Raw genomic sequence first — 19,536 nt, 5'->3', positions numbered from 1 at the left:
CATTTTGAATATGTTCACCCATCAAAGTGTGGGGGGCTTGCTGCCGATAGCGGCCGTCAAGTCACCATTGAGGCCGGTGGGAGCCCAATTCTCCCGCCGGCAAATCCCATTGCAATGGCGTACCGCTGATAGTCAGCGGGGGCAGCAGACGATGGGCCTGGCCCCAGGCGGTCTGTTCGACGACCAGGCCTTGATCCCCTGGTTCTTCCTCGCGCAACGACGGTTGCTCGGGCACTTGGCCTGCTTGCACCAGTAACGTTGCGGTGCGTGCCAACGACAACCGCGCCGAACCACCGCGCCCCGACTGCAGCCGTTCGCCCAGCGCCTGAATCGCACTGGCCGCCATCAGATACCCGGTCGCGTGATCCAGCGCCTGCAACGGCAGTGGCACCGGTTTATCCGCGTGTTTCCAGAGCATGCCGGCCTCGGCGATCCCGCTGCTCATCTGCACCAGGCTGTCGAAGCCCCGGCGATTACGCCACGGGCCGCTCCAGCCGTAGGCGTTGAGGCTGACGTCGATCAGGCCTGGGGCGAGGTGTTGCAGTTCGGGGGCGGTGTAGCCCAGATGCTCCAGGGCGTCAGCGCGGTATCCGTGGAACAGGATGTCGGCGTCCCTGAGCAAACGCTCGAAAACCCGCCGACCTTCGGGCGTTTTCAGGTCCAGGCGCGCGCAGCGTTTGCCCAGGGTCATTTCCGGGACTACACCGGGTTCGTTCCAGGTGGGTGAGTCGATGCGCAGTACATCCGCGCCGAGGCCGGCAAGGAAACGACTGGCCACCGGGCCGGCCAATACGCGGGTCAGGTCCAGCACCTTGAGGCCGGCCAGCGGGCGTGCCAGCGAACCGTGCCAGGGTTTGTCGGTCGTGGTTTCGAAGGTCTGGCGTTGGACCAGCGCCTCGGCGTTCACCGCCAACCCCTGCGGATGTTGCTGCCAGGCTTGCCAGGCACGCATCTGCGCGGCGCAGCCACCTTGGTCGACAATCGCCTGTTCCAGTTCTGCCGCGTTCCACGCCGCGACCTTGCCGGCCATCCCGGCGCGGTCGGCGACCTTGCCCAGCACCCGCTCGGCGGCGGCACGGTGATGAGGCGCGTTGGTATGCAGGCGAATCCAGCCATCGGCGCTGGCGTAATCGCCGGCCACCGGATCCCACAACGGTGGCACTTGCCAGCCCAGCGGGCGGATCGAGGACGAGAACCAGAAAGAGGCGAGGCGTCGGTCCACACTCACCTCGGGCTGGCGCCCGGTCCGTTGCCGGATCAACTGGGCGACGGCCTGCCCGGCGGCGCCGATGCTGGCACTGGCCAGCTCGGTGACAGCGAAGGTCGAGGGCAGGGCGCCAGCCTCGGTGAAGGTCAGCGGGGTGTGGGGTAGATCGAGTGCGGCTTGGATGGGAGTCAGCAGGTCAGTCATCAAAGGCCCTCCGTAAGAGAGGGGCCACTATAGAAGATCATCACACCGGCGTGACAACTCCCGGTTCCAACGGCAGGTCGATGCTGGCGATAAAACCACCGGCTGGGTGATTGGCCAGGATCAGGCTGCCACCGTGGCGTTCGGCCGCGCGTCGCGCGATCGCCAGGCCCAGGCCGTGGCCTTGGGCGGTCTGGCCGGGAGCGCGGTAGAACGGTTCACCGAGTTGGCTCAGGTGTTCGGCGTCCACGCCGGGGCCATGGTCGCGCACGCTGATCAGGATACGTTCGCCCTGGCGCTGGGCGTGCAAATCGATCGGTTGCCCCGGCGGGTTGAAGCGCTGGGCATTGCGCAGCAGGTTATCCACAGCCCGTTCGATCATGGTCGGCCAGCCCTTCAGTTGCAGGTCTGCGTCGGTGCTCAGTTGCACCACCTGGTCCGGCGCGCTGAGTTGGGCATCCTTTTGCAGGGTTTTGAGCAGGGGGATGAGGTCGATGTCTTCGGCGCTGGCATGGTCGGCATCGACGCGGGCCAGCACCAGGATCTCGCTGATCAGCGCTTCCAGGCGGTCGCATTCGCGGGTCAGGCGTGGCCAGAGTTTTTCCCGTTCTTCGGGGCTGGCGCGCTCGGCCAAGGCCAGGGCGATGCGCAGGCGCGCGAGGGGCGAGCGCAGCTCATGGGACACGTCGCGCAGCAGCTGGCGTTGACTGCCGATCAGGCTTTGCAGGCGTGCGCCCATGCGGTTGAAGTCGGTGGCGAGTACGCCGAACTCATCGCGGCGGTTAGCCAGTTGCGCCAGGCTGTTCTGCTGGTAGGTGGCCTGGCCGAGGTCATGCACGGCGCCGCGCAGGCGGCTTAGTGGGCGGGTGATGGACAAGGTGACGAACAGGCTGAACAAGGTCAGTACCACCAGGGCAATCGTCAGTGCGCTCAAGGGCCATGCCAGGCTGCTGCGGTGCCACTCGTCCAGTTCCGGGTGCGGGATGCGGTAGATCAACAGGTAGGTGTCGCCGGTCTTCTCGCTGGTGTACTCGGCGGTCAGGCGTCGCCAGGGCAGATGGCCTTCCTTGCTGTCGTTCTGTCGGGCTTCAAAGGCGGCGGCGCGGCGCGGGAAGGTGCCGCGCACCACCGGCTCGCCGCTTTCGTTGAGCACTTGCACGTCGATGTGGTACTGGCGCTTGCGCTGTTGCAGCAGGTCCTGGGCAGCATCCTCACCCTGGGTTTCGTAGAGCTGGGTCCACTCTTGCGCCAGGTTATTGAGGCCGGGGTGGCGGCTGAGAATCCAGGCATCCTGGTTAAGCATGTGCCCAAGCAGGATCGACAACCCGGCAACCAAGGCGATGGCCAGCCAGAAACTGGCCAGGATGCGCCAGAACAATGAACGCACAGGAAACCCTCAAACAGGAAAAGCCCAGTGGTGGTGGCCACTGGGCTGGGAGTGTTAACGCGGGTGCATTATTGCGCTTTTTGCGACTGTTGCGCTTTCCAGGCCTGGAATTCCTTCCATTCTGCACGGCGCTGTTCTTGCTTCTTGACGATCTCGTCGAACTTCTTCTGCTGGTCAGGCTTGAGCACGGCACGGATATCGGCCTGGGTTTTCTGCTTGCCGGCGGCGATTTCATCCTGCATGGCTTTCTGGTCGGCGGCCGGGAGTTTGTCCAGGTACTTTTTGACCAGGTCCTTGCGAGCGTGCCATTGGTCACCCATCAGCTTGCCGATCTGCTCGCGCTGTTCGCGGCTCAGGTCCAGTTGGCTGAAGGGGCCGCCTTTGCCACGCGGACCGTGTTCACCGCCGTGGCCCGGGCCACCCATCATGTGCCCTTCAGGGCCGCCCATCGGGCCCGGGCCTTCAGGCAGTGCGGCCATGGCAACGGTCGGCAGGGCGGCGGCGAACATCAAAGCGATAAGGGTCTTGCGCATGGTGATTCTCCTGTCTCTATTCCGGTGAGTCCGGATGTGAGTAGATTACGGAGATCAAGGTCAGCCGCCGTCAGGAGAGGGTAAAGGTTTGGTAAGGGGGGCGGCAGCTGCAAGTTTTTAGCTGCAAGCGGCAAGTAACAGCTTTTCACTTGCCGCTTGTAGCTTGCAACTTATAGCTGCCTCTAGAGGCTGTAATAGTAGCCCCGGCTGCGCAACGCCACGATCCGTGGCCGGCCATCGGGGTGAGGGCCGATCTTCTTGCGCAGGTTGCTGACGTGCATGTCCAGGCTGCGATCGTAAAGGGTCAGCTTGCGGCCCAGGGCGATCTGCGCCAGTTCCTGCTTGTCCAGTGGTTCGCCGGGCTGGCGCAATAATGCTTCCAGCAGGCGGCTTTCGGAGACGGTGAGGGTGAATTCCTGCTCATCGATGCTGACCACGCCGCGCACCGGGCTGAAGCACAGGTCGCCCAGTTCCAGTTGGCTGGACACGGCGGCCGGGTGGCTGCGGCGCAATACCGCGCGCAGGCGCGCGGTGAGTTCGCGTGGGTCGCAGGGCTTGGCCAGGTAGTCGTCGGCGCCCAATTCCAGGCCGAGGATGCGGTCCAGGGGTTCGCCCCGCGCCGAAAGCATCAGCACCGGCAGCTCCGGATGGTCGTTGCGCAATTGCTTGAGCAGCTCCAGGCCGCTGCCGTCGGGCAGCATCACATCCAGTACCACCGCCGCCGGGGCGCTGTCGGCCAAGGCTTTGCGCGCGCTCAAGCCATCGTGGCAGGCGCGCACCTGGAAACCTTCCTGGCTCAGCCAACTGCTCAGCAGCTCGCAGAGCTCCTGGTCATCATCTATCAGTAACAGCTCGCTCATGACTCACTCAATTTAGCCATTGTCGACGGCGACGGTGCCCACCGCTGGCGAAGATCCCGCACAACAGGGCGATCAGTGCGACGGCCCCACCCGTGACGAACCATTGTTGCTGCTCGGTCAGCCAGCGGGTCAAGGCGCCGCCCTGTGCATCTTTGAGTTGCTGGGCCAGGCGTTGGTTCTCCTGGCGAAGGCGACTCAATTGAGCGCTTTCGCGGGTGGCATCCGCGCTTTGCAGTTGCTTGCTCAGTTCTTCACGCTGCCGCTCGCTTTCTTTCAAGCGTTGCTGCAACTCGGTGATCTGGGCGCCGGCGCTCAAGGACAGGGGCGTGGAACTGCCGGTGCTCGAGGTTTCTTCAGCGTGGGCCGTAGCCCCGATCATTAACACTGCCAACAGACACAACTGACGTAAGCGCATCGGAACTCCTGATTCCACACGAATATTCAGAACGTTGTCGGCAGGTTGCCGAAAATAATGAGCAATTAGGAGTGCGCCGTACTCAATAGGTTCGGCGCAATCGGGATCAGGGCAGGACTTGCTTGAAGGGTTTGATCACTACGTCGGCGTAGACCCCTGCGGCGACATAGGGATCGGCCTTGGCCCAGGCCTGGGCATCGGCCAGCGAGGCGAACTCGGCGACGATCAGGCTACCGGTAAAACCGGCGTCGCCCGGGTCGTTGCTGTCCACGGCCGGGTGCGGGCCGGCCAGCACGATGCGGCCTTCGGCTTGAAGGACTTTCAGGCGCTCGACGTGGGCCGGGCGCACGGACAGGCGTTTTTCCAGCGAGTTGGCAACGTCGGTGGCAATGATGGCGTAGAGCATGTCAGTCCTCGGTTTTCGGCGTAGTAGGCTCGGTGTCATGCAGGTGGCGCGACAGGTAGATGCCCTGGGCGACCAGGAACAGCACGGTCATGCCCAGGCTGCCGAACACTTTGAAGTCGACCCAGTAGTCCTGGAAGGTAAACGCCACGAACAGGTTGGCGGCACCGCAGAAGATGAAAAACACGATCCAGGCCACGTTCAAGCGTGTCCACACCGGTTCCGGCAGGGTCAGTGCGTGGCCCATGATCCGCTTGATCAGCAGGCGATCACCGATGAAGTGGCTGCCGATGAATGCCAGGGCGAACAGCCAGTTCACCACCGGCGCTTTCCATTTAAGGAAGGTTTCGCTGTGGAAGGCCAGGGTCAGGCTGCCGAAGACCAGGCAGGCGACCAGGGTCAGCCACTGGCTTTTTTCCAGTTTGCGCTGGGAAATGAAGATGGCGCCGTAGACCACCACAGAGCTGATGATGAGCACGGCGGTGGCACTGTAGATGCCGCCGACAGTCAGCTCATGGCCGGCCAGGTCGATGACCCTGGGGTCGAGTTTGTAAACGATGAAAAACAGCAACAGCGGGATGAAGTCGATGAATTGTTTCACAGTAAGAGCCAGAAGCTGGATGTGGCGGCATAATAACAAACATCCTTGGTTGCGATAGCGCCAGCTGACTTGAGGTTACACACCCCCGTGAATGTTGATTTGCACTGCCACAGCACGGCCTCCGACGGCGCCCTGGCGCCCGCGGTACTGGTTGCGCGTGCGTTTGAAAAAGGCGTGCGAGTCCTCTCGTTGACCGACCACGACACCCTCGAAGGCCTCGACGAAGCGCGTACAACGGCCCATGCCCTGGGCATGCAACTGGTCAACGGGGTGGAATTGTCCTGCACCTGGGGCGGCGCCACCATTCATGTGCTCGGCTACGGCTTCGATCAAAAAGCGCCGCCGCTGGTGGAGGCTATCGCGCAATTGCACGATGGCCGCTGGCTGCGGTCCGAAGAAATAAGCCGAAAACTCAGCCTCAAAGGCATGCCCAACGCCCTCGACGGCGCCCGCGCCCTCCAGCAGGAACTGGGTGACAGCGGCAACGCGCCGGCCCGTCCGCACTTTGCCGACTGGATGGTGCGTGAGGGTTTTGTCAAAGACCGCGCCGAAGCCTTTCGCAAGTGGCTGGGCGCCGGCAAGTTGGGCGATGTGAAGCAACATTGGCCGACCCTCGAAGACACCGTCGAGACCCTGCGGGCCTCCGGAGCCTGGGTCAGCCTGGCGCATCCCTGGCATTACGATTTCACCCGCAGCAAGCGTCGCAAGCTGATTGGCGACTATATTGGAGCGGGCGGTCACGCGATCGAAGTGGTCAACGGCTTTCAACCCGCCGAACAGGTGGGCAGCCTGTCGATCCTTGCTCGCGAATTTGGTCTGCTGGTCAGCGCCGGCAGTGACTTTCATGGCCCTGGCGGCTGGTCCGAGATCGGCGAGTACCGCGCGGTCCCGGAAGATTTGCCGCTGTTGTGGGGGAGATTCAAGCATGACCCCATTATTGCCACCGTCTGAACAGGTAGAACCCGTGAGTCAATTCTTCCAGATTCATCCGGAAAACCCCCAGGCGCGCCTGATCAAGCAGGCCGTAGAGATCATTCGCGCCGGCGGTGTGGTGATCTACCCAACCGATTCGTCATACGCCATCGGTTGCCAGATCGGTGACAAGGGCGCAGTCGAGCGTGTCAGACGCCTGCGCCAGCTGGATGACAAGCACAACTTTGCGCTGATCTGTAGCGACTTGTCCCAGCTGGGCCTGTTCGCCAAGGTCGACACCGGCACCTTCCGCCTGCTCAAGGCCCACACGCCAGGGCCCTACACTTTTATCCTCAACGCCACCCGCGAAGTGCCGCGCCTGCTGCTGCACCCGAAAAAACGCACCATCGGCCTGCGGGTGCCGGAGCATCCCATCGCCCTGGCGTTGCTGGCCGAGCTGGGTGAGCCGTTGATGAGTGTGTCGCTGATCATGCCCGGCGACACCGAGCCCCTGGAAGACCCGTACGAGATGCGCCAATTGCTGGAAAAACAGGTGGACCTGATCATCGACGGCGGTTTCGGCGGCAACAAGGCCTCCACCGTGATCAACCTGGCCGACGGCGAACCTGAAGTGATCCGTGTCGGTTGCGGCGATCCTGCGCCCTTTATGGCCGAGGCCTGAATGTCAGCCGTGGAAACCGTCGACAGCCAGGCGGGCGCCCAGCAGGAGCTGCCGTTTGCCATGGTGTACGGCCAGGCGGTGCTGGAAATGCCGCTGGACCTGTACATTCCGCCGGACGCCCTGGAGGTCTTCCTTGAGGCTTTCGAGGGCCCGCTGGACTTGCTGCTGTACCTGATCCGCAAGCAGAACATCAACATCCTCGACATCCCGGTGGCGGAAATCACCCGCCAGTACATGGGCTATGTCGAGTTGATGCAGTCGGTACGCCTGGAACTGGCTGCCGAGTACCTGGTGATGGCCGCCATGCTCGCCGAGATCAAGTCGCGCATGCTGTTGCCGCGCGCGGAGACGGTCGAGGCCGAAGAGGACGACCCGCGCGCCGAACTGATCCGCCGGCTGCAGGAATACGAGCGCTTCAAGGCCGCCGCCGAAGGTATCGACGGCCTGAGCCGCGTCGGCCGCGACGTGGTGGTACCCAAGCTCGACGCCCCCGAAGCCCGCGCGCGCAAGCTGCTGCCGGACGTGAGCCTGGAAGAGTTGCTGATGTCCATGGCCGAGGTGCTGCGCCGTGGCGATATGTTTGAACACCACCAGGTCAGTCGCGAGGCCCTGTCCACCCGCGAGCGTATGAGCGATGTGCTCGAACGCCTCAAGGGCGGCGGGTTTGTGCCGTTTGTGGAGCTGTTCACGGCGGAAGAAGGGCGCCTGGGGGTGGTGGTGACCTTTATGGCGGTCCTCGAGCTGGTCAAGGAGTCCTTGGTCGAGCTGGTCCAGAATGAGCCTTTTGCGGCTATCCACGTGCGGGCGCGAGCCGAATAAAGAGCTGAAACGATGAATCTGACTGAACCCCGCGAATTGGCCCCGTTGCTGGAGGCCTTTCTCCTGGCCTCGGGTAAACCGCAATCCCTGGAGCGTCTGTTCGAACTGTTTGAGGAAGCCGAGCGCCCTGAACCGCCGGTGTTCAAGAAGGCGCTGGAAATCCTGCGCAAATCCTGCGACGGCCGCGCCTTTGAACTGCGTGAGGTGGCGTCGGGTTATCGCCTGCAGATCCGTGAGAAGTTTTCCCCGTGGGTCGGCCGCCTCTGGGAAGAGCGCCCGCAGCGCTATTCACGGGCGATGCTGGAGACCATGGCGCTGATCGCCTATCGCCAGCCCATCACCCGTGGCGAAATCGAGGACGTGCGGGGCGTGGCGGTCAACAGCCATATCGTCAAGACGCTGCTGGAGCGTGAGTGGATCCGCATCGTCGGCTACCGCGACGTGCCCGGCAAACCGGCGATGTTCGCCACCACCAAGGTGTTCCTCGACCATTTCAACCTGAAAAACCTCGACGACCTGCCGCCCCTGGCCGAATTGCGTGAGATGGAAGCCGAGCCGGTGCTCGACTTCGACGACGCCCCGGTCCCGGCGAGCCTGCAGGAACTGGCCGACGCCACCGCCGAGCCGGAAGAGCCCAAGGACGAAACCAGTTTCCACACGTTGTTGCTGGAACTGGACGACATGGAGCAGGGCATCAAGACCGACTTTGATGACTTGCTGCGCGATGGTGTGGCCGAGCCGGAAGCCCAGGTGAGCGTGGAGGTCGAACCTGAACCTGAGGACGATATCCTCGGCGTGGCCGAAGCCCGCGAAAAACTCCTGGCCGCCGTCGCCGCCCTCGAACAACCGCCCCTGAGCGACGAAGAAGACGAAGCCCGGGCCCTGGCCGAAGCCATCGAGAACGAACGCCGCCAGTTCGAAGACTGACGCAGTCGAATGCGGGGCCTGGGGCACCACCGGTCGGCGGAAAAAACCATGACCTGGCGCTTATCGACTAGTCTCTGATGCGCAACGCGCGCCATGGGCGTATGATTCGCGACCCTTTGCCGACCTATTCGGCCAAAGCCCCGCTTTCAACACTCTTCAGGCCACGCCTGAATCGACCCACCGGGAGGTGCTTAAGATGAACGATAAAGACCAGAACGACAGCCAGGAAATCGGCCCTGCAGGCGAAAAGCTGCAAAAGGTGCTGGCGCGTATCGGCGTGGGCTCGCGCCGCGACGTCGAAGCCTGGATCACCCAGAAGCGCATCAAGGTCAACGGCGTCGAGGCCACCCTGGGCCAGCGCGTCGACCTGCACGACGCAATCACCATTGATGGCAAGGTCATCAAGCGTGAAGAGGCCGCCGAATCGGTGCGCCGCGTGATCATGTACAACAAACCCGATGGCGAGATCTGCACCCGTGACGACCCGGAAGGCCGTCCGACCGTGTTCGACAAGATGCCCAAGCCTAAAGAAGGTCGTTGGATCAACATCGGTCGTCTCGACATCAACACCACCGGCTTGCTGATGTTCACCACCGACGGTGAACTGGCCAACCGCCTGATGCACCCGTCCTACGAGATGGACCGCGAATACGCCGTGCGTGTGCGTGGTGAAGTCGATGACGAGATGATCGAACGCCTCAAGGCCGGCGTGGTGCTGGAAGACGGCCCGGCCAAGTTCACCGACATCAAGCAGGCGCCGGGCGGTGAAGGTTTCAACCACTGGTACCACTGCGTGGTGATGGAAGGGCGTAACCGTGAAGTGCGTCGCCTGTGGGAATCCCAGGGCCTGGTGGTCAGCCGCCTGAAGCGCGTGCGTTTTGGCCCGGTGTTCCTCAACTCCGACCTGCCGATGGGCCGCTGGCGCGAAATGAGCCAGTACGAAGTCGACATCCTCAGCGCCGAAGTCGGCCTGACGCCGGTCGCCATGCCGCAGATGAACGCCAAGAGCAAAGACAAGCTCGATCGTATGCAGCGTAAATCGTCGCGCCCCGTGGCCCGCACCGAACGTGTTGCCCGCACCCTGCGCCCGGCGCTGGATGCACCGGCTACCGGGGGGCGTATCTCACGTCAACCGCACATCGAAGGCGAGCGTCGCCCAACCGCGCCATCGCGCCAGGAAGGCGAACGTGCGCCACGCACCCCACGCCCAGCCGGTCGTGGTGACGCGCCAAGCGGTGGTCGCAGCAACCGTGGTGACGCCGGTCGCGGTGCTCCAGCATCCGATCACCCAGCCGACAGTGCCAACACCAAGCGCCCGGCCAAGCCAGCGCCGAAAAAGCGCCCAGGCCTGAAACTGGTCGCGGACGAGCCATCGGGCAAGCGCCGTGGCGCACCGGCCGGTTCAGGTCAACGTCCAGGCTTTGGTCGCAAGAAACCGCAGTGATGTAACCGCGGCACACAAACGCCAACCCTAGGGTTGGCGTTTGTGTGCCTTGGAATAGAGGTAAAACATGTGGGAGGGGGCTTGCTCCCGATAGCGGTGTATCAGCTTGCCAATCCGGCGACTGACGCACCGCTATCGGGAGCAAGCCCCCTCCCACAGTTGGATCTCCATCATTTTCAAGGTCGGTGATCAGAACGCAAAGGTGCCGTCAAAGACGGGTTTGTCATCCAACGCCAACACCCCACTGGCAAAGATCAGGTCCAGGTGATGGCTGCCTTTCTGCCCGCCACCCAAGCCCAGGTGCAAGCCGCAGTGGCGCTCCTCGAACCCGGCATTGCGCGCATACAGGTCCTTCACCCCTTCATTGGTGCCAATCCCCAGTTCCTCCACCCGGCGATTGGACGGGTTGGCATTCAGGTATTTATTGAAGTCGTCGGCCAGCCCCGGCACGTCACTGGCCACGCTGCAGATGGTCGAGTTTTCGATCCACAGTTCCAGTGGTGACTGCAGCACGCCGTACTTGCGTGCGAAGGGGATGGTGCTGAGAAAGGTGCCGACAAACCGCACCTGACCATTGATGGCCTCGCTGTGGGTGGCGATTTCGCCGGGGGCCAGGTCGTGGTTGCCGATGCCGTTGATATTGGTCCACTTCTTGATGCTGCTCATGGGCGCCTGCAGGCGTGAGCCGTGTTTGTCGGTAAAGCTCAGCACAGCGGCTTGGGACATGCGCCGGATCAGCGTGGCGTTGAGGTCGGCGATGCGCTGCGGCTCGACGCTGAAAGTGTCGTAGAAGTAGTCGCCGTAATCCTTGAACAGCAGGGATTTCTTCCAGTGTTCGGCCATCACGCCTTGCAGGGCACGGATGAAGTCCGGGCCTTCGGCGCGCGGGTTGGGCAGGGTGGAGGAATCGTAGAGGAACAGGTACAGGTCGCAGGCTTCGATGGCCTGCGCCAGGCTGTCGCTGTCGGCCAGGTCCAGGCGCTGCACCTGGAAGTTGAAACGGGCGGCGCTGCTCTGGGCGATCGCCTGGGCGATGGCGTCGTAGCGCTCGGTGTGGCCCAGCAGCACAGTGGGGCAGTTCAGGCCGCTGAGGGCCGGATGGTGTGCAAGGTAGTAGAGAAAGTGTTCAACGGCGCGGGCCTTGTCCATGACGTATGTCCTTGTGTGCCTTGGGTAAGGAGGCAGGTGCCGTGCACAGCACCTGCCGAATACGTGCCGGGTGTCAGAAAGGCCACATCGCCGTGCCAAATGGCACCACGGCATCGGCTTGCATCATTTCAACGGCGGCCTCGTGGGTCGGCGCTTCAAACCAATCGTCGAGCTGCAGTTCGGTTTCCAGGTCGTTTTCCAGTGCTTGCATGGTGTATCTCCTAGAGGACGTTGTTTGAGAACGGCTTGCCAGCGGGCTTCGCTGGGCAAGTGAAAGAACCTAGGTGAGAGTGTTTGGTAATGCAAAAATTTTATTGACACGGTCTCATTTGGATTTTTTCTTCTGTTTTTTCGCCGGCTTTTTTTCTTCAGGAAATACAGTGAGCTGGCATCGCTAATGGTGATGAATTTTCCTACCGCCATTTTTTCAAAAACTTACAGCTGTAACGCAGATTTTCCATGCTGTAACGATTAATTTACGTGTACCTCGCGGCATGATTGGCCTATTTACCGCTGTAAGGAATACCTGACAGATCGTCGCACGTGCTCTGCGGGTGCGGCTTGAAGCTGTCGAGCGGTGTACAATGCGCCGCGTTTTACTGTGACCCCCTTGCGTAACCACGCAAAAGGCCAAGACCTCAGGGTTTACCCGCCCTGATCACTCCGCCTGGCCACGAGCCCGGCGGGTTCGATTTCGTCACAGATAAAAACAAACAGGTGACGCATGACCGTTAGAAAGACGCTGTATTCCTGGTGCCTGCGCTGGGGTTTGAGCGGCGCTGCTTGAGTCGGTAATTCAAGGCAGCAACCTGCATTCAACATCATCAAACCTTGCGTGAGACCCTTTTCATGAGTGAACCCCATTGCTCTTCAGGCGAGCTGAAACGCGGCCTGAAAAATCGGCATATCCAGTTGATCGCCCTTGGTGGCGCCATCGGCACCGGCCTGTTCCTGGGCTCGGCCGGCGTGCTCAAATCCGCCGGCCCGTCGATGATCCTGGGTTATGCCATCTGCGGCTTCATTGCCTTCATGATCATGCGCCAGCTCGGCGAAATGATCGTCGAAGAGCCGGTCGCCGGTTCCTTCAGCCACTTTGCCCACAAGTACTGGGGCGGTTTCGCCGGCTTCCTGTCGGGCTGGAACTGCTGGATCCTGTACATCCTGGTGGGCATGTCCGAGCTGACAGCCGTCGGCAAATACGTGCACTACTGGTGGCCGGAGATCCCGACCTGGGTCTCGGCGGCGGCGTTCTTCGTGCTGATCAACCTGATCAACCTGGCCAACGTCAAAGTCTTTGGTGAAGCGGAGTTCTGGTTCGCCATCATCAAGGTGGTCGCCATTGTCGGCATGATCGCCCTGGGCAGCTACCTGCTGGTCAGTGGCAGCGGCGGCCCGCAAGCCTCGGTGAGCAACCTGTGGGAACACGGCGGCTTCTTCCCCCATGGCGTCAGCGGCTTGGTGATGGCCATGGCGATCATCATGTTCTCCTTCGGCGGCCTGGAAATGCTCGGCTTTACCGCCGCCGAAGCCGACCAGCCACGCACTGTGATCCCCAAGGCGATCAACCAGGTGATCTACCGCATCCTGATCTTCTACATCGGCGCCCTGGTGGTGTTGCTGTCGCTGACACCATGGGACAGCCTGCTGGCCACCCTCAACGCCTCCGGCGATGCCTACAGTGGCAGCCCGTTCGTGCAGGTGTTCTCGATGCTGGGCAGCAACACCGCCGCGCATATCCTCAACTTCGTGGTGTTGACGGCGGCGTTGTCGGTGTACAACAGCGGCACCTACTGCAACAGCCGCATGCTGCTGGGCATGGCCGAGCAGGGGGATGCGCCCAGGGCGCTGGCCAAGATCGACAAGCGCGGCGTGCCAGTGCGTTCGATCCTCGCTTCGGCGGCGGTCACGCTGGTGGCGGTGTTGATGAACTACTTCATTCCGCAACATGCGCTGGAACTGCTGATGTCACTGGTGGTGGCCACGCTGGTGATCAACTGGGCAATGATCAGCTTCTCCCACTTCAAGTTCCGCCAGCACATGAACCGCACCGGCCAGGCGCCGTTGTTCAAGGCGCTGTGGTACCCGTACGGCAACTATGTGTGCCTGGCGTTCGTGGTGTTTATCCTGGTGATCATGCTGATGATTCCGGGGATCCAGGTGTCGGTGTACGCGATCCCGGTGTGGGTGGCGTTTATGGCGGTGTGTTATTGGATCAAGAACAAGCGCAGTGCTGAAGCGGCGTTGAACACCGCGAGTGCGGCGTTGAAGTAAACAGGCGCCTACCTGGAAAACCCCGCATCCTGCATAGGGCGCGGGGTTTTTGCATTTTGAAGCCGTCAACTTTTTGAAATCACACCGCTCATGTATTCATTCAAGTCGCGAAAGTCCTTAACGTTCCAGGCATGCGGCGGGACCTTTACTCCATTCTCGCGCAGCGTTTTTGGGATCAGGTCTCCATTCGGGCGAAGTATGACCGACGACACAATAACGCCCGGGTAAGCCGCCAGCCGTTTTTTGAAGGCTGGGGTTGTCAGGTCAGGTGTAGGCGGGTTGCTTTTCCTGGCCAACGGTCCCGTTGCCTTGAGGTCTGGCCCGTGGCACATGGCGCAGCGCTGTGAATAGAGGTTTTTGCCATTGGCGTTATCTGCAAAGGACAGTGACGTTTGAATGAGTGATAAGGTGCCGAGCAAAGTGATTAATAGTCTTTTCATTGTCATGCGTCCTTGTTGTCGAGGTTGTTGTCCTGATTGGGCGTGTCTGTTGCCTAGGGTTTATTGAGTGATGCTGGTTATTTCCAACAACGTGCACCTGCCCGATGCCGAAATCGAGTTGACCGCCATCCGCGCCCAGGGCGCCGGAGGGCAGAACGTCAACAAGGTGTCGAGCGCGGTGCACCTGCGGTTCGATATTCCGGCGTCGTCGCTGCCGGCGTTCTACAAGGAGCGACTGCTGGCACTGCGTGACAGCCGTATCACCAGCGAAGGCGTGCTGGTGCTCAAGGCCCAGCAGTACCGGACCCAGGAACAGAACCGCGCCGACGCGCTGGAACGCCTGGTGGAGCTGATCCTCACTGCCACCAAGGTCGAGAAGAAGCGCCGCCCGACCAAGCCCACCCTGGGCTCGAAAAAGCGGCGCCTGGAATCCAAGACCAAGCGCGGCAGCATCAAGGCCGGGCGCGGCAAGGTCGACTTCTAGGCATCGCGCGCTTCGCGGGCCTTGGGCGCTTGCCGGTACAGGTAGACACTCAGCAGCAGCCCACCGAGGGCGGCGAGGGCGGCGAACAGGAAGATCGACGCAAAGCCGAAACCTGCCGCCACGGCCCCGGCCAGCGGCCCGGTAATGCCCAGCGACAGGTCGATAAACAGCGAATAGGCGCCCACCGCCGAACCACGGCTGGACGCGGGCACCAGGTTGACCGCCTCCACCCCCAGCGCCGGAAACACCAGGGAAAAGCCGAAACCGCTCAACGCTGCGCCGGCCAGGGCCAGGTTGGCATCCGGCGCCAACCACAACAGCAGCAGGCCGAGGATCTCCACCGACAGGCAGGCGATTGCCACGCGAAAGCCGCCGATACGGTTGATCAAGTTGCCGAACAGCAGGCGTGCACCGATAAAGCTGGCGCCGAACAGGCTCAATGCCCACACCGCGTTATCCCAATGCTGGGTGGTGTAATACAGGGTGATAAAGGTGGCGATGGTGCCAAAGCCGATGGAGCCCAGGGCCAGCGCGCAACCGTGGGGCAACACCCGGCCCAGTACATTCATGAACGGCAGGCGCACGCCGGCGACGATGGGCGCAGCCACTTTGTTCCAGGCCAGCAACAGGCCGACGACCGCCAGCAGGATAATGCTGACGCCCATGCTCCACAGCCCGAAATTCCTCACCAGCAGCACGCCCAACGGTGCACCGACCGCCAGCGCGCCGTAACTGGCGATACCGTTCCACGAAATGACCTTGGCGGTATTGGCCGCGCCCACCCGGCCAATGCCCCAGCCGATGGCGCCTGAGCCCACCAGGCTTTCTGCGCTGCCCAGTACCAATCGACCGATGAGCAGGCTGGCCAGGCTGACGGCCGGCACGCTTGAAAACCACGCCGCAAGCAACATGAACACGCCGCTCGCGCCGCAGCCCAGCAGGCCGATCAGCACCGCCCGCTTGCTGCCCAGGTTGTCGATGATTTTGCCTGCATACGGGCGGCTCAACAGCGTGGCCAGGTATTGCACGCTGATCACCAGGCCGGCGATCACCGCGCCGTAGCCCAGTTCACTGTGGACATAGCCCGGCAACACGGCCAGGGGAATGCCGATATTCAGGTAGCCGATAAAGGTGAACAACACGATGGAAACAACTTGCAGCGTGACCGCCATGGGGCGCTGGGTATCTGGCATGGGAGAGGTCCACTGTCGCAGCAGGTAAAGATAGGCTGCTAATGATACCGGGGCTTGGGCGTGCGCAGGGCGGTAAAACGCAAAAACGTCAGATCAAAAAGACGTCAGGCTTGAAGGGGGGCGAGTAACTGGGTGGTGACCAGGGCGGCCAGGGCGTTTTCCTGGGTGCCGAAGCGCTTGAGCAGCAAGGCTTGTTTGTCCGCGCTGAGGCGGTTCCACACGTCGACCATCTGCAGGGCGGTGTCGAGTACGGCGGTGTCCGGGAGGGTGTCTGTCATGGCGGGTACCTCGGGGTGATTCAGGCAGTGTGGAAAGCGTTCAAAGGTCCGCTTTCCACACGGTCTGGTACGGCGTCAGTCCTGGCTCTTGCTGTCGACTGGTTTTGCTTGTTTGGCCTCAGGCTGCTTCGCGCTGGCCTGCTGCGGTGTTGGCTGCTCAGTTTCGTGCAGGCTTGGGAAGGGGAGATTAGGTATCTCGTGCATCGTCGTCGCTCCTCGCAAAGTCTGTTTTTTCAATCGCAGGTGATTCCGCGCTCTCAAAAAGCCTTGGCAGGATACAGCACTGTAAATGACAAAAAGACTTTTATATCGCCGGGTGTACGAACCTTTTATCGTTTTTACGCAAGTGACAAGAGGTCACACCGTTCAGAACGGCACCTTGCCGAGGATCATGTCGCGGTACATCACAAAATCCCCGAGCAAGCTGTAGAACGGGTGCTGGAAAGTCGCCGGACGGTTCTTTTCGAAGAAGAAATGCCCGATCCAGGCAAAACTGTAGCCGGCAATCGGCACGGCCAATAACAGCCCCAGTGAGCCTCGGCCGATGGCATAGGCCAGGATGCCGATCACCAGGGTAGTGCCGATAAAGTGCAGGCGCCGGCAGGTGCTGTTGCCGTGCTCGGTCAGGTAATAAGGGTAAAACTCGGCAAAGCTGTTGAATCGCTTGAGGTTTTCCACTACGGCCGGCCCTTTGATTGTTGTGCCGCCGAACAGATGTTCGGCGGGGAGCTTATTTGAGTCTAGAGTGATCAGTGGTAACAGCCAGTGACAATAGATGCCACTTTAGTATCCTTGGCTTTCCTGGCTGCCGTTTTGAGCCTGCTTTATTCAAGAAGACGCCATGAGCGAACGAACAACGTCTGCAAGCTGGGCGATGGGGATAGTCAAGGCACTGGAAATGGACGGCCTGGATTGCCGCGCCTTGTTCAAGCAACTGGGCCTGGACTACGCCGCCCTGAGTGACCCCGATGCGCGGTTCCCGCAGGACTCCATGACCCGCCTGTGGCAGCGCGCGGTCGAGTTGTCGGGCAACCCGGCGATTGGCCTGAACATGGGCAAGGTGGTGCGCCCGGCGTCGTTTCATGTGGCCGGTTACGCCTTGATGTCCAGCAACACCCTGGCCGAAGGCTTCATGCGCTTGGTGCGTTACCAGCGGATCATCGCCGAAAGCGCCGACTTGAGTTTTCGACTATTACCTGAAGGCTATGCGCTGATTCTCACGGTGCATGGCGATCATCTTCCGCCGACCCGACAAAGCGCCGAAGCCTCCCTGGCCTGTGCGTTGGCGCTGTGCGGCTGGCTCACCGGGCGGACCCTGCAACCCCGCAAAGTGCTGTTGCAGGGCGATCAACCGGGGGACCTGGCCCCCTATAAACAAGCGTTCCATGCCCCGCTGGAGTTCGATGCGCCGTATGACGCGCTGATCTTTGAGCGCGCCGACATGGACGCGCCGCTGCCCACAGCCAACGAGGCCATGGCGCTGTTGCACGATCGATTTGCCGGTGAGTACCTGGCGCGTTTCTCCGAAAGCCGCGTGACCCACAAGGCGCGGCAGGTGCTGTGCCGGCTGCTGCCCCAGGGCGAACCCAAGCGCGAAGTGGTGGCCAAGACCCTGCACCTGTCCCAGCGCACCTTGCAGCGGCGCCTGCAGGAAGAAGGCACGAGTTTCCAGACCCTGCTCGACGACACCCGCCGCGAACTGGCCGAGCAATACCTGGCGCAGCCGCGCATGACCCTGTTGGAGATTGCCTACCTGCTGGGCTTTGCCGACCCGAGCAACTTCTTTCGCGCGTTTCGCCGCTGGTTTGATGCCACGCCCGGCGAATACCGGGCGCGGCTGCAGGACGCGTCGACGGTCAGTGACGCCAGAACGCCGGAATGCACAGAACAAAGACTGTGATGATTTCCAGCCGGCCCAGCAGCATGCCCAGGGACAGGATCCACTTGGCCGCATCCGGCAGGCTGGCGAAGTTGCCGGCCGGGCCAATGGTTTCCCCCAGGCCCGGGCCGACGCCGGACACGGTGCTGGCGGCGCCGGTGAGTGCGGTCATCCAGTCCAGGCCCAGCAGCGACAAGGCCAGGGCGATGGCGCAGATGGTGATGGCGAAGAAAAACGAAAAGGTCAGGATCGAACGCACGATCTCTTCGTCGAGACGGTGGCCGTTGTACTTCTGCTTGATTACCGCGCGCGGGTGAATCAGCTGGTTCAAGTTGGCCTTGAGCAGGATATAGGCGACCTGGAAGCGGAAAATCTTGATCCCGCCCGCCGTGGAGCCGGAACAGCCACCGATGAAGCCCAGGTAGAAAAACAGCATCAGTGAGAAATTGCCCCACAGGCTGTAGTCCCCCAGTGCAAAACCGGTGGTGGTCACTACCGACGTGACGTTCAACGCCACATGGCGCAGGGCATCCAGCCAATGCAGGTTGGTGGTCCACCAGTACCAGGTGCCGAGCACCAGCCAGGTCACCAGCAACAAACCGAGCAGGCCCTGTACTTGCTGATCCTTGATCAATGCCTTGCGATTACCCCGCAAGGTGGCCACGTACAGGGTGAACGGCAAGCTGCCGAGGATCATCACCACCACCGCCACCCAGTGCACCGCCGGTTGTTTCCAGTGCGCCAGGGACTCGTCCGAGGTGGAGAACCCACCGGTGGAAATCGCCGACATCGCATGGTTGATCGCATCGAACAGGCCCATGCCGGCCCACCAGAACGCCAGGCTGCCGAGGATGGTGATGCCGACGTAGGCCGCCACGATCAGCCGCGCCACCATGTGTGAGCGGGGCATGACCTTCTCCGAGCGGTCCGAGGATTCGGTCTGGAACAGGCGCATGCCACCGATGCGCAGCAGCGGCAGGATCGCCACCGCCATGCCGATAAAGCCGATGCCGCCGAGCCAGTGCAGCAGCGAGCGCCATATCAAAATGCCGGGGGACAGGGTGTCCAGGCCGCTCAGCACCGTGGAGCCGGTGGCGGTGATGCCGGACATGCTTTCGAAAAACGAGTCGGTGTAGCTGATGTGCTGGGTCAGCAGGAACGGCAGCGCGGCGAATACGCATACCACCACCCAACTGCTGACCGTGAGCAGGTACATGTCTCGCGGACGCAGGTGCACGTGTTCGGGACGCCCGGGAATCACCAGGGCAAGCCCGGCGACAAAAGTGATCAGGCTGGCCCAGAGGAACGAGGGCAGGTCGCTGGTCCGTTCGAAAATCACCAGGGTGGCCATGGGCACGACCATGGCGATCGCAAGGGTGATCAGGAAGATGCCGATGATGAAACCGATGATGCGTAGGGTCGGCAACGCCATGAAGTAAGCTCGAAATAGG

22 protein-coding genes are annotated in these 19,536 nt (G+C 61.9%); 8 read left to right on the top strand and 14 right to left on the bottom strand.

The window, feature by feature from the left end; translation table 11 throughout:
- Positions 1 to 61: 61 nt before the first annotated feature.
- The 7 genes from BLW22_RS23125 to BLW22_RS23095 form a co-directional block, all read right to left on the bottom strand.
- Positions 62 to 1,411 (bottom strand): CoA transferase, encoded by a 1,350-nt coding sequence (locus BLW22_RS23125; RefSeq protein WP_074847525.1) that lies wholly within the window; start codon positions 1,409 to 1,411, stop codon positions 62 to 64.
- 40 nt (positions 1,412 to 1,451) lie between these two features.
- Positions 1,452 to 2,795, bottom strand: a complete 1,344-nt coding sequence (locus tag BLW22_RS23120; RefSeq protein WP_074847524.1) for a sensor histidine kinase — start codon at positions 2,793 to 2,795, stop codon at positions 1,452 to 1,454.
- 68 nt (positions 2,796 to 2,863) lie between these two features.
- On the bottom strand, positions 2,864 to 3,328 hold the full coding sequence (locus BLW22_RS23115; RefSeq protein ID WP_074847523.1) for an LTXXQ domain protein: 465 nt from the start codon (positions 3,326 to 3,328) through the stop codon (positions 2,864 to 2,866).
- A 182-nt stretch (positions 3,329 to 3,510) separates the two neighbouring features.
- Positions 3,511 to 4,188: a response regulator transcription factor gene (locus BLW22_RS23110; RefSeq protein WP_027605566.1), complete on the bottom strand. Its 678-nt coding sequence runs from the start codon at positions 4,186 to 4,188 to the stop codon at positions 3,511 to 3,513.
- Positions 4,189 to 4,195: 7 nt separating this feature from the next.
- A complete protein-coding gene (locus BLW22_RS23105) occupies positions 4,196 to 4,603 on the bottom strand; it encodes an SH3 domain-containing protein (RefSeq protein WP_027605567.1) in 408 nt (135 codons plus the stop codon).
- Positions 4,604 to 4,709: 106 nt separating this feature from the next.
- Entirely contained in the window at positions 4,710 to 5,009 is a 300-nt protein-coding gene (locus BLW22_RS23100) for a YciI family protein (protein WP_027605568.1), read from the bottom strand.
- Position 5,010: 1 nt separating this feature from the next.
- Positions 5,011 to 5,607 carry a septation protein A gene (locus tag BLW22_RS23095; protein WP_065925914.1) on the bottom strand — a complete coding sequence of 199 codons (597 nt, stop codon included), beginning with the start codon at positions 5,605 to 5,607 and terminating at the stop codon, positions 5,011 to 5,013.
- A gap of 87 nt (positions 5,608 to 5,694) precedes the next feature.
- Here BLW22_RS23095 and BLW22_RS23090 point away from each other — a divergent pair, with 87 nt between their 5' ends.
- From BLW22_RS23090 to rluB, 5 genes are all read left to right on the top strand, one after another.
- Positions 5,695 to 6,558 (top strand): PHP domain-containing protein, encoded by an 864-nt coding sequence (locus BLW22_RS23090; RefSeq protein ID WP_065925915.1) that lies wholly within the window; start codon positions 5,695 to 5,697, stop codon positions 6,556 to 6,558.
- 13 nt (positions 6,559 to 6,571) lie between these two features.
- A complete protein-coding gene (locus tag BLW22_RS23085) occupies positions 6,572 to 7,201 on the top strand; it encodes an L-threonylcarbamoyladenylate synthase (RefSeq protein WP_027605571.1) in 630 nt (209 codons plus the stop codon).
- A gap of 120 nt (positions 7,202 to 7,321) precedes the next feature.
- Positions 7,322 to 8,020, top strand: a complete 699-nt coding sequence (locus tag BLW22_RS23080) for a segregation and condensation protein A (protein WP_169898658.1) — start codon at positions 7,322 to 7,324, stop codon at positions 8,018 to 8,020.
- A gap of 12 nt (positions 8,021 to 8,032) precedes the next feature.
- Positions 8,033 to 8,947: an SMC-Scp complex subunit ScpB gene (gene scpB / locus BLW22_RS23075; RefSeq protein ID WP_074847521.1), complete on the top strand. Its 915-nt coding sequence runs from the start codon at positions 8,033 to 8,035 to the stop codon at positions 8,945 to 8,947.
- A 196-nt stretch (positions 8,948 to 9,143) separates the two neighbouring features.
- Entirely contained in the window at positions 9,144 to 10,391 is a 1,248-nt protein-coding gene (rluB, locus tag BLW22_RS23070) for a 23S rRNA pseudouridine(2605) synthase RluB (protein ID WP_027605574.1), read from the top strand.
- A 189-nt stretch (positions 10,392 to 10,580) separates the two neighbouring features.
- Here the strand turns inward: rluB and BLW22_RS23065 are convergent, their stop codons facing one another.
- Positions 10,581 to 11,540 carry a CgnE/CgnB domain-containing protein gene (locus tag BLW22_RS23065; protein ID WP_065925918.1) on the bottom strand — a complete coding sequence of 320 codons (960 nt, stop codon included), beginning with the start codon at positions 11,538 to 11,540 and terminating at the stop codon, positions 10,581 to 10,583.
- A 73-nt stretch (positions 11,541 to 11,613) separates the two neighbouring features.
- Positions 11,614 to 11,751, bottom strand: coding sequence for a hypothetical protein (locus BLW22_RS35040; protein ID WP_003175756.1), 138 nt, complete (start codon positions 11,749 to 11,751; stop codon positions 11,614 to 11,616).
- Between the two features lie 638 nt (positions 11,752 to 12,389).
- On the opposite strand from BLW22_RS35040, the gene BLW22_RS23060 reads away from it, so the two are divergent.
- The gene (locus tag BLW22_RS23060; RefSeq protein WP_065947874.1) at positions 12,390 to 13,811 is read left to right on the top strand and encodes an amino acid permease; all 1,422 of its coding nucleotides are present in this window, start codon (positions 12,390 to 12,392) and stop codon (positions 13,809 to 13,811) included.
- A 65-nt stretch (positions 13,812 to 13,876) separates the two neighbouring features.
- Here the strand turns inward: BLW22_RS23060 and BLW22_RS23055 are convergent, their stop codons facing one another.
- Complete coding sequence (locus BLW22_RS23055; protein WP_065925921.1) at positions 13,877 to 14,251, bottom strand: cytochrome c; 375 nt, start codon at positions 14,249 to 14,251, stop codon at positions 13,877 to 13,879.
- Positions 14,252 to 14,321: 70 nt separating this feature from the next.
- On the opposite strand from BLW22_RS23055, the gene arfB reads away from it, so the two are divergent.
- Complete coding sequence (arfB, locus tag BLW22_RS23050) at positions 14,322 to 14,735, top strand: alternative ribosome rescue aminoacyl-tRNA hydrolase ArfB (RefSeq protein ID WP_065925922.1); 414 nt, start codon at positions 14,322 to 14,324, stop codon at positions 14,733 to 14,735.
- Here arfB and BLW22_RS23045 read toward each other — a convergent pair.
- The 3 genes from BLW22_RS23045 to BLW22_RS23040 all read right to left on the bottom strand — a co-directional run bounded on the left by BLW22_RS23045 (position 14,732) and on the right by BLW22_RS23040 (position 16,884).
- Positions 14,732 to 15,928, bottom strand: a complete 1,197-nt coding sequence (locus BLW22_RS23045; RefSeq protein ID WP_074847520.1) for an MFS transporter — start codon at positions 15,926 to 15,928, stop codon at positions 14,732 to 14,734. The genes arfB and BLW22_RS23045 overlap by 4 nt on opposite strands.
- A 104-nt stretch (positions 15,929 to 16,032) precedes the next feature.
- Positions 16,033 to 16,206, bottom strand: a complete 174-nt coding sequence (locus BLW22_RS35035; protein WP_162844272.1) for a hypothetical protein — start codon at positions 16,204 to 16,206, stop codon at positions 16,033 to 16,035.
- 366 nt (positions 16,207 to 16,572) lie between these two features.
- Positions 16,573 to 16,884, bottom strand: coding sequence for an Mpo1-like protein (locus BLW22_RS23040; RefSeq protein WP_027605580.1), 312 nt, complete (start codon positions 16,882 to 16,884; stop codon positions 16,573 to 16,575).
- A gap of 163 nt (positions 16,885 to 17,047) precedes the next feature.
- Between BLW22_RS23040 and BLW22_RS23035 the strand changes: the two genes are divergently transcribed.
- The gene (locus BLW22_RS23035; protein ID WP_065925924.1) at positions 17,048 to 18,106 is read left to right on the top strand and encodes an AraC family transcriptional regulator; all 1,059 of its coding nucleotides are present in this window, start codon (positions 17,048 to 17,050) and stop codon (positions 18,104 to 18,106) included.
- Here BLW22_RS23035 and BLW22_RS23030 read toward each other — a convergent pair.
- On the bottom strand, positions 18,063 to 19,517 hold the full coding sequence (locus BLW22_RS23030) for a TrkH family potassium uptake protein (RefSeq protein WP_065925925.1): 1,455 nt from the start codon (positions 19,515 to 19,517) through the stop codon (positions 18,063 to 18,065). The two genes, BLW22_RS23035 and BLW22_RS23030, sit on opposite strands and share 44 nt — an antisense overlap.
- Positions 19,518 to 19,536: the final 19 nt, after the last annotated feature.

Source organism: Pseudomonas marginalis, assembly GCF_900105325.1.
GTDB lineage: Bacteria > Pseudomonadota > Gammaproteobacteria > Pseudomonadales > Pseudomonadaceae > Aquipseudomonas > Aquipseudomonas marginalis.
Note: the sequence above shows the minus strand (reverse complement) of the source record. Positions and strands in the feature narration are given on the sequence as shown.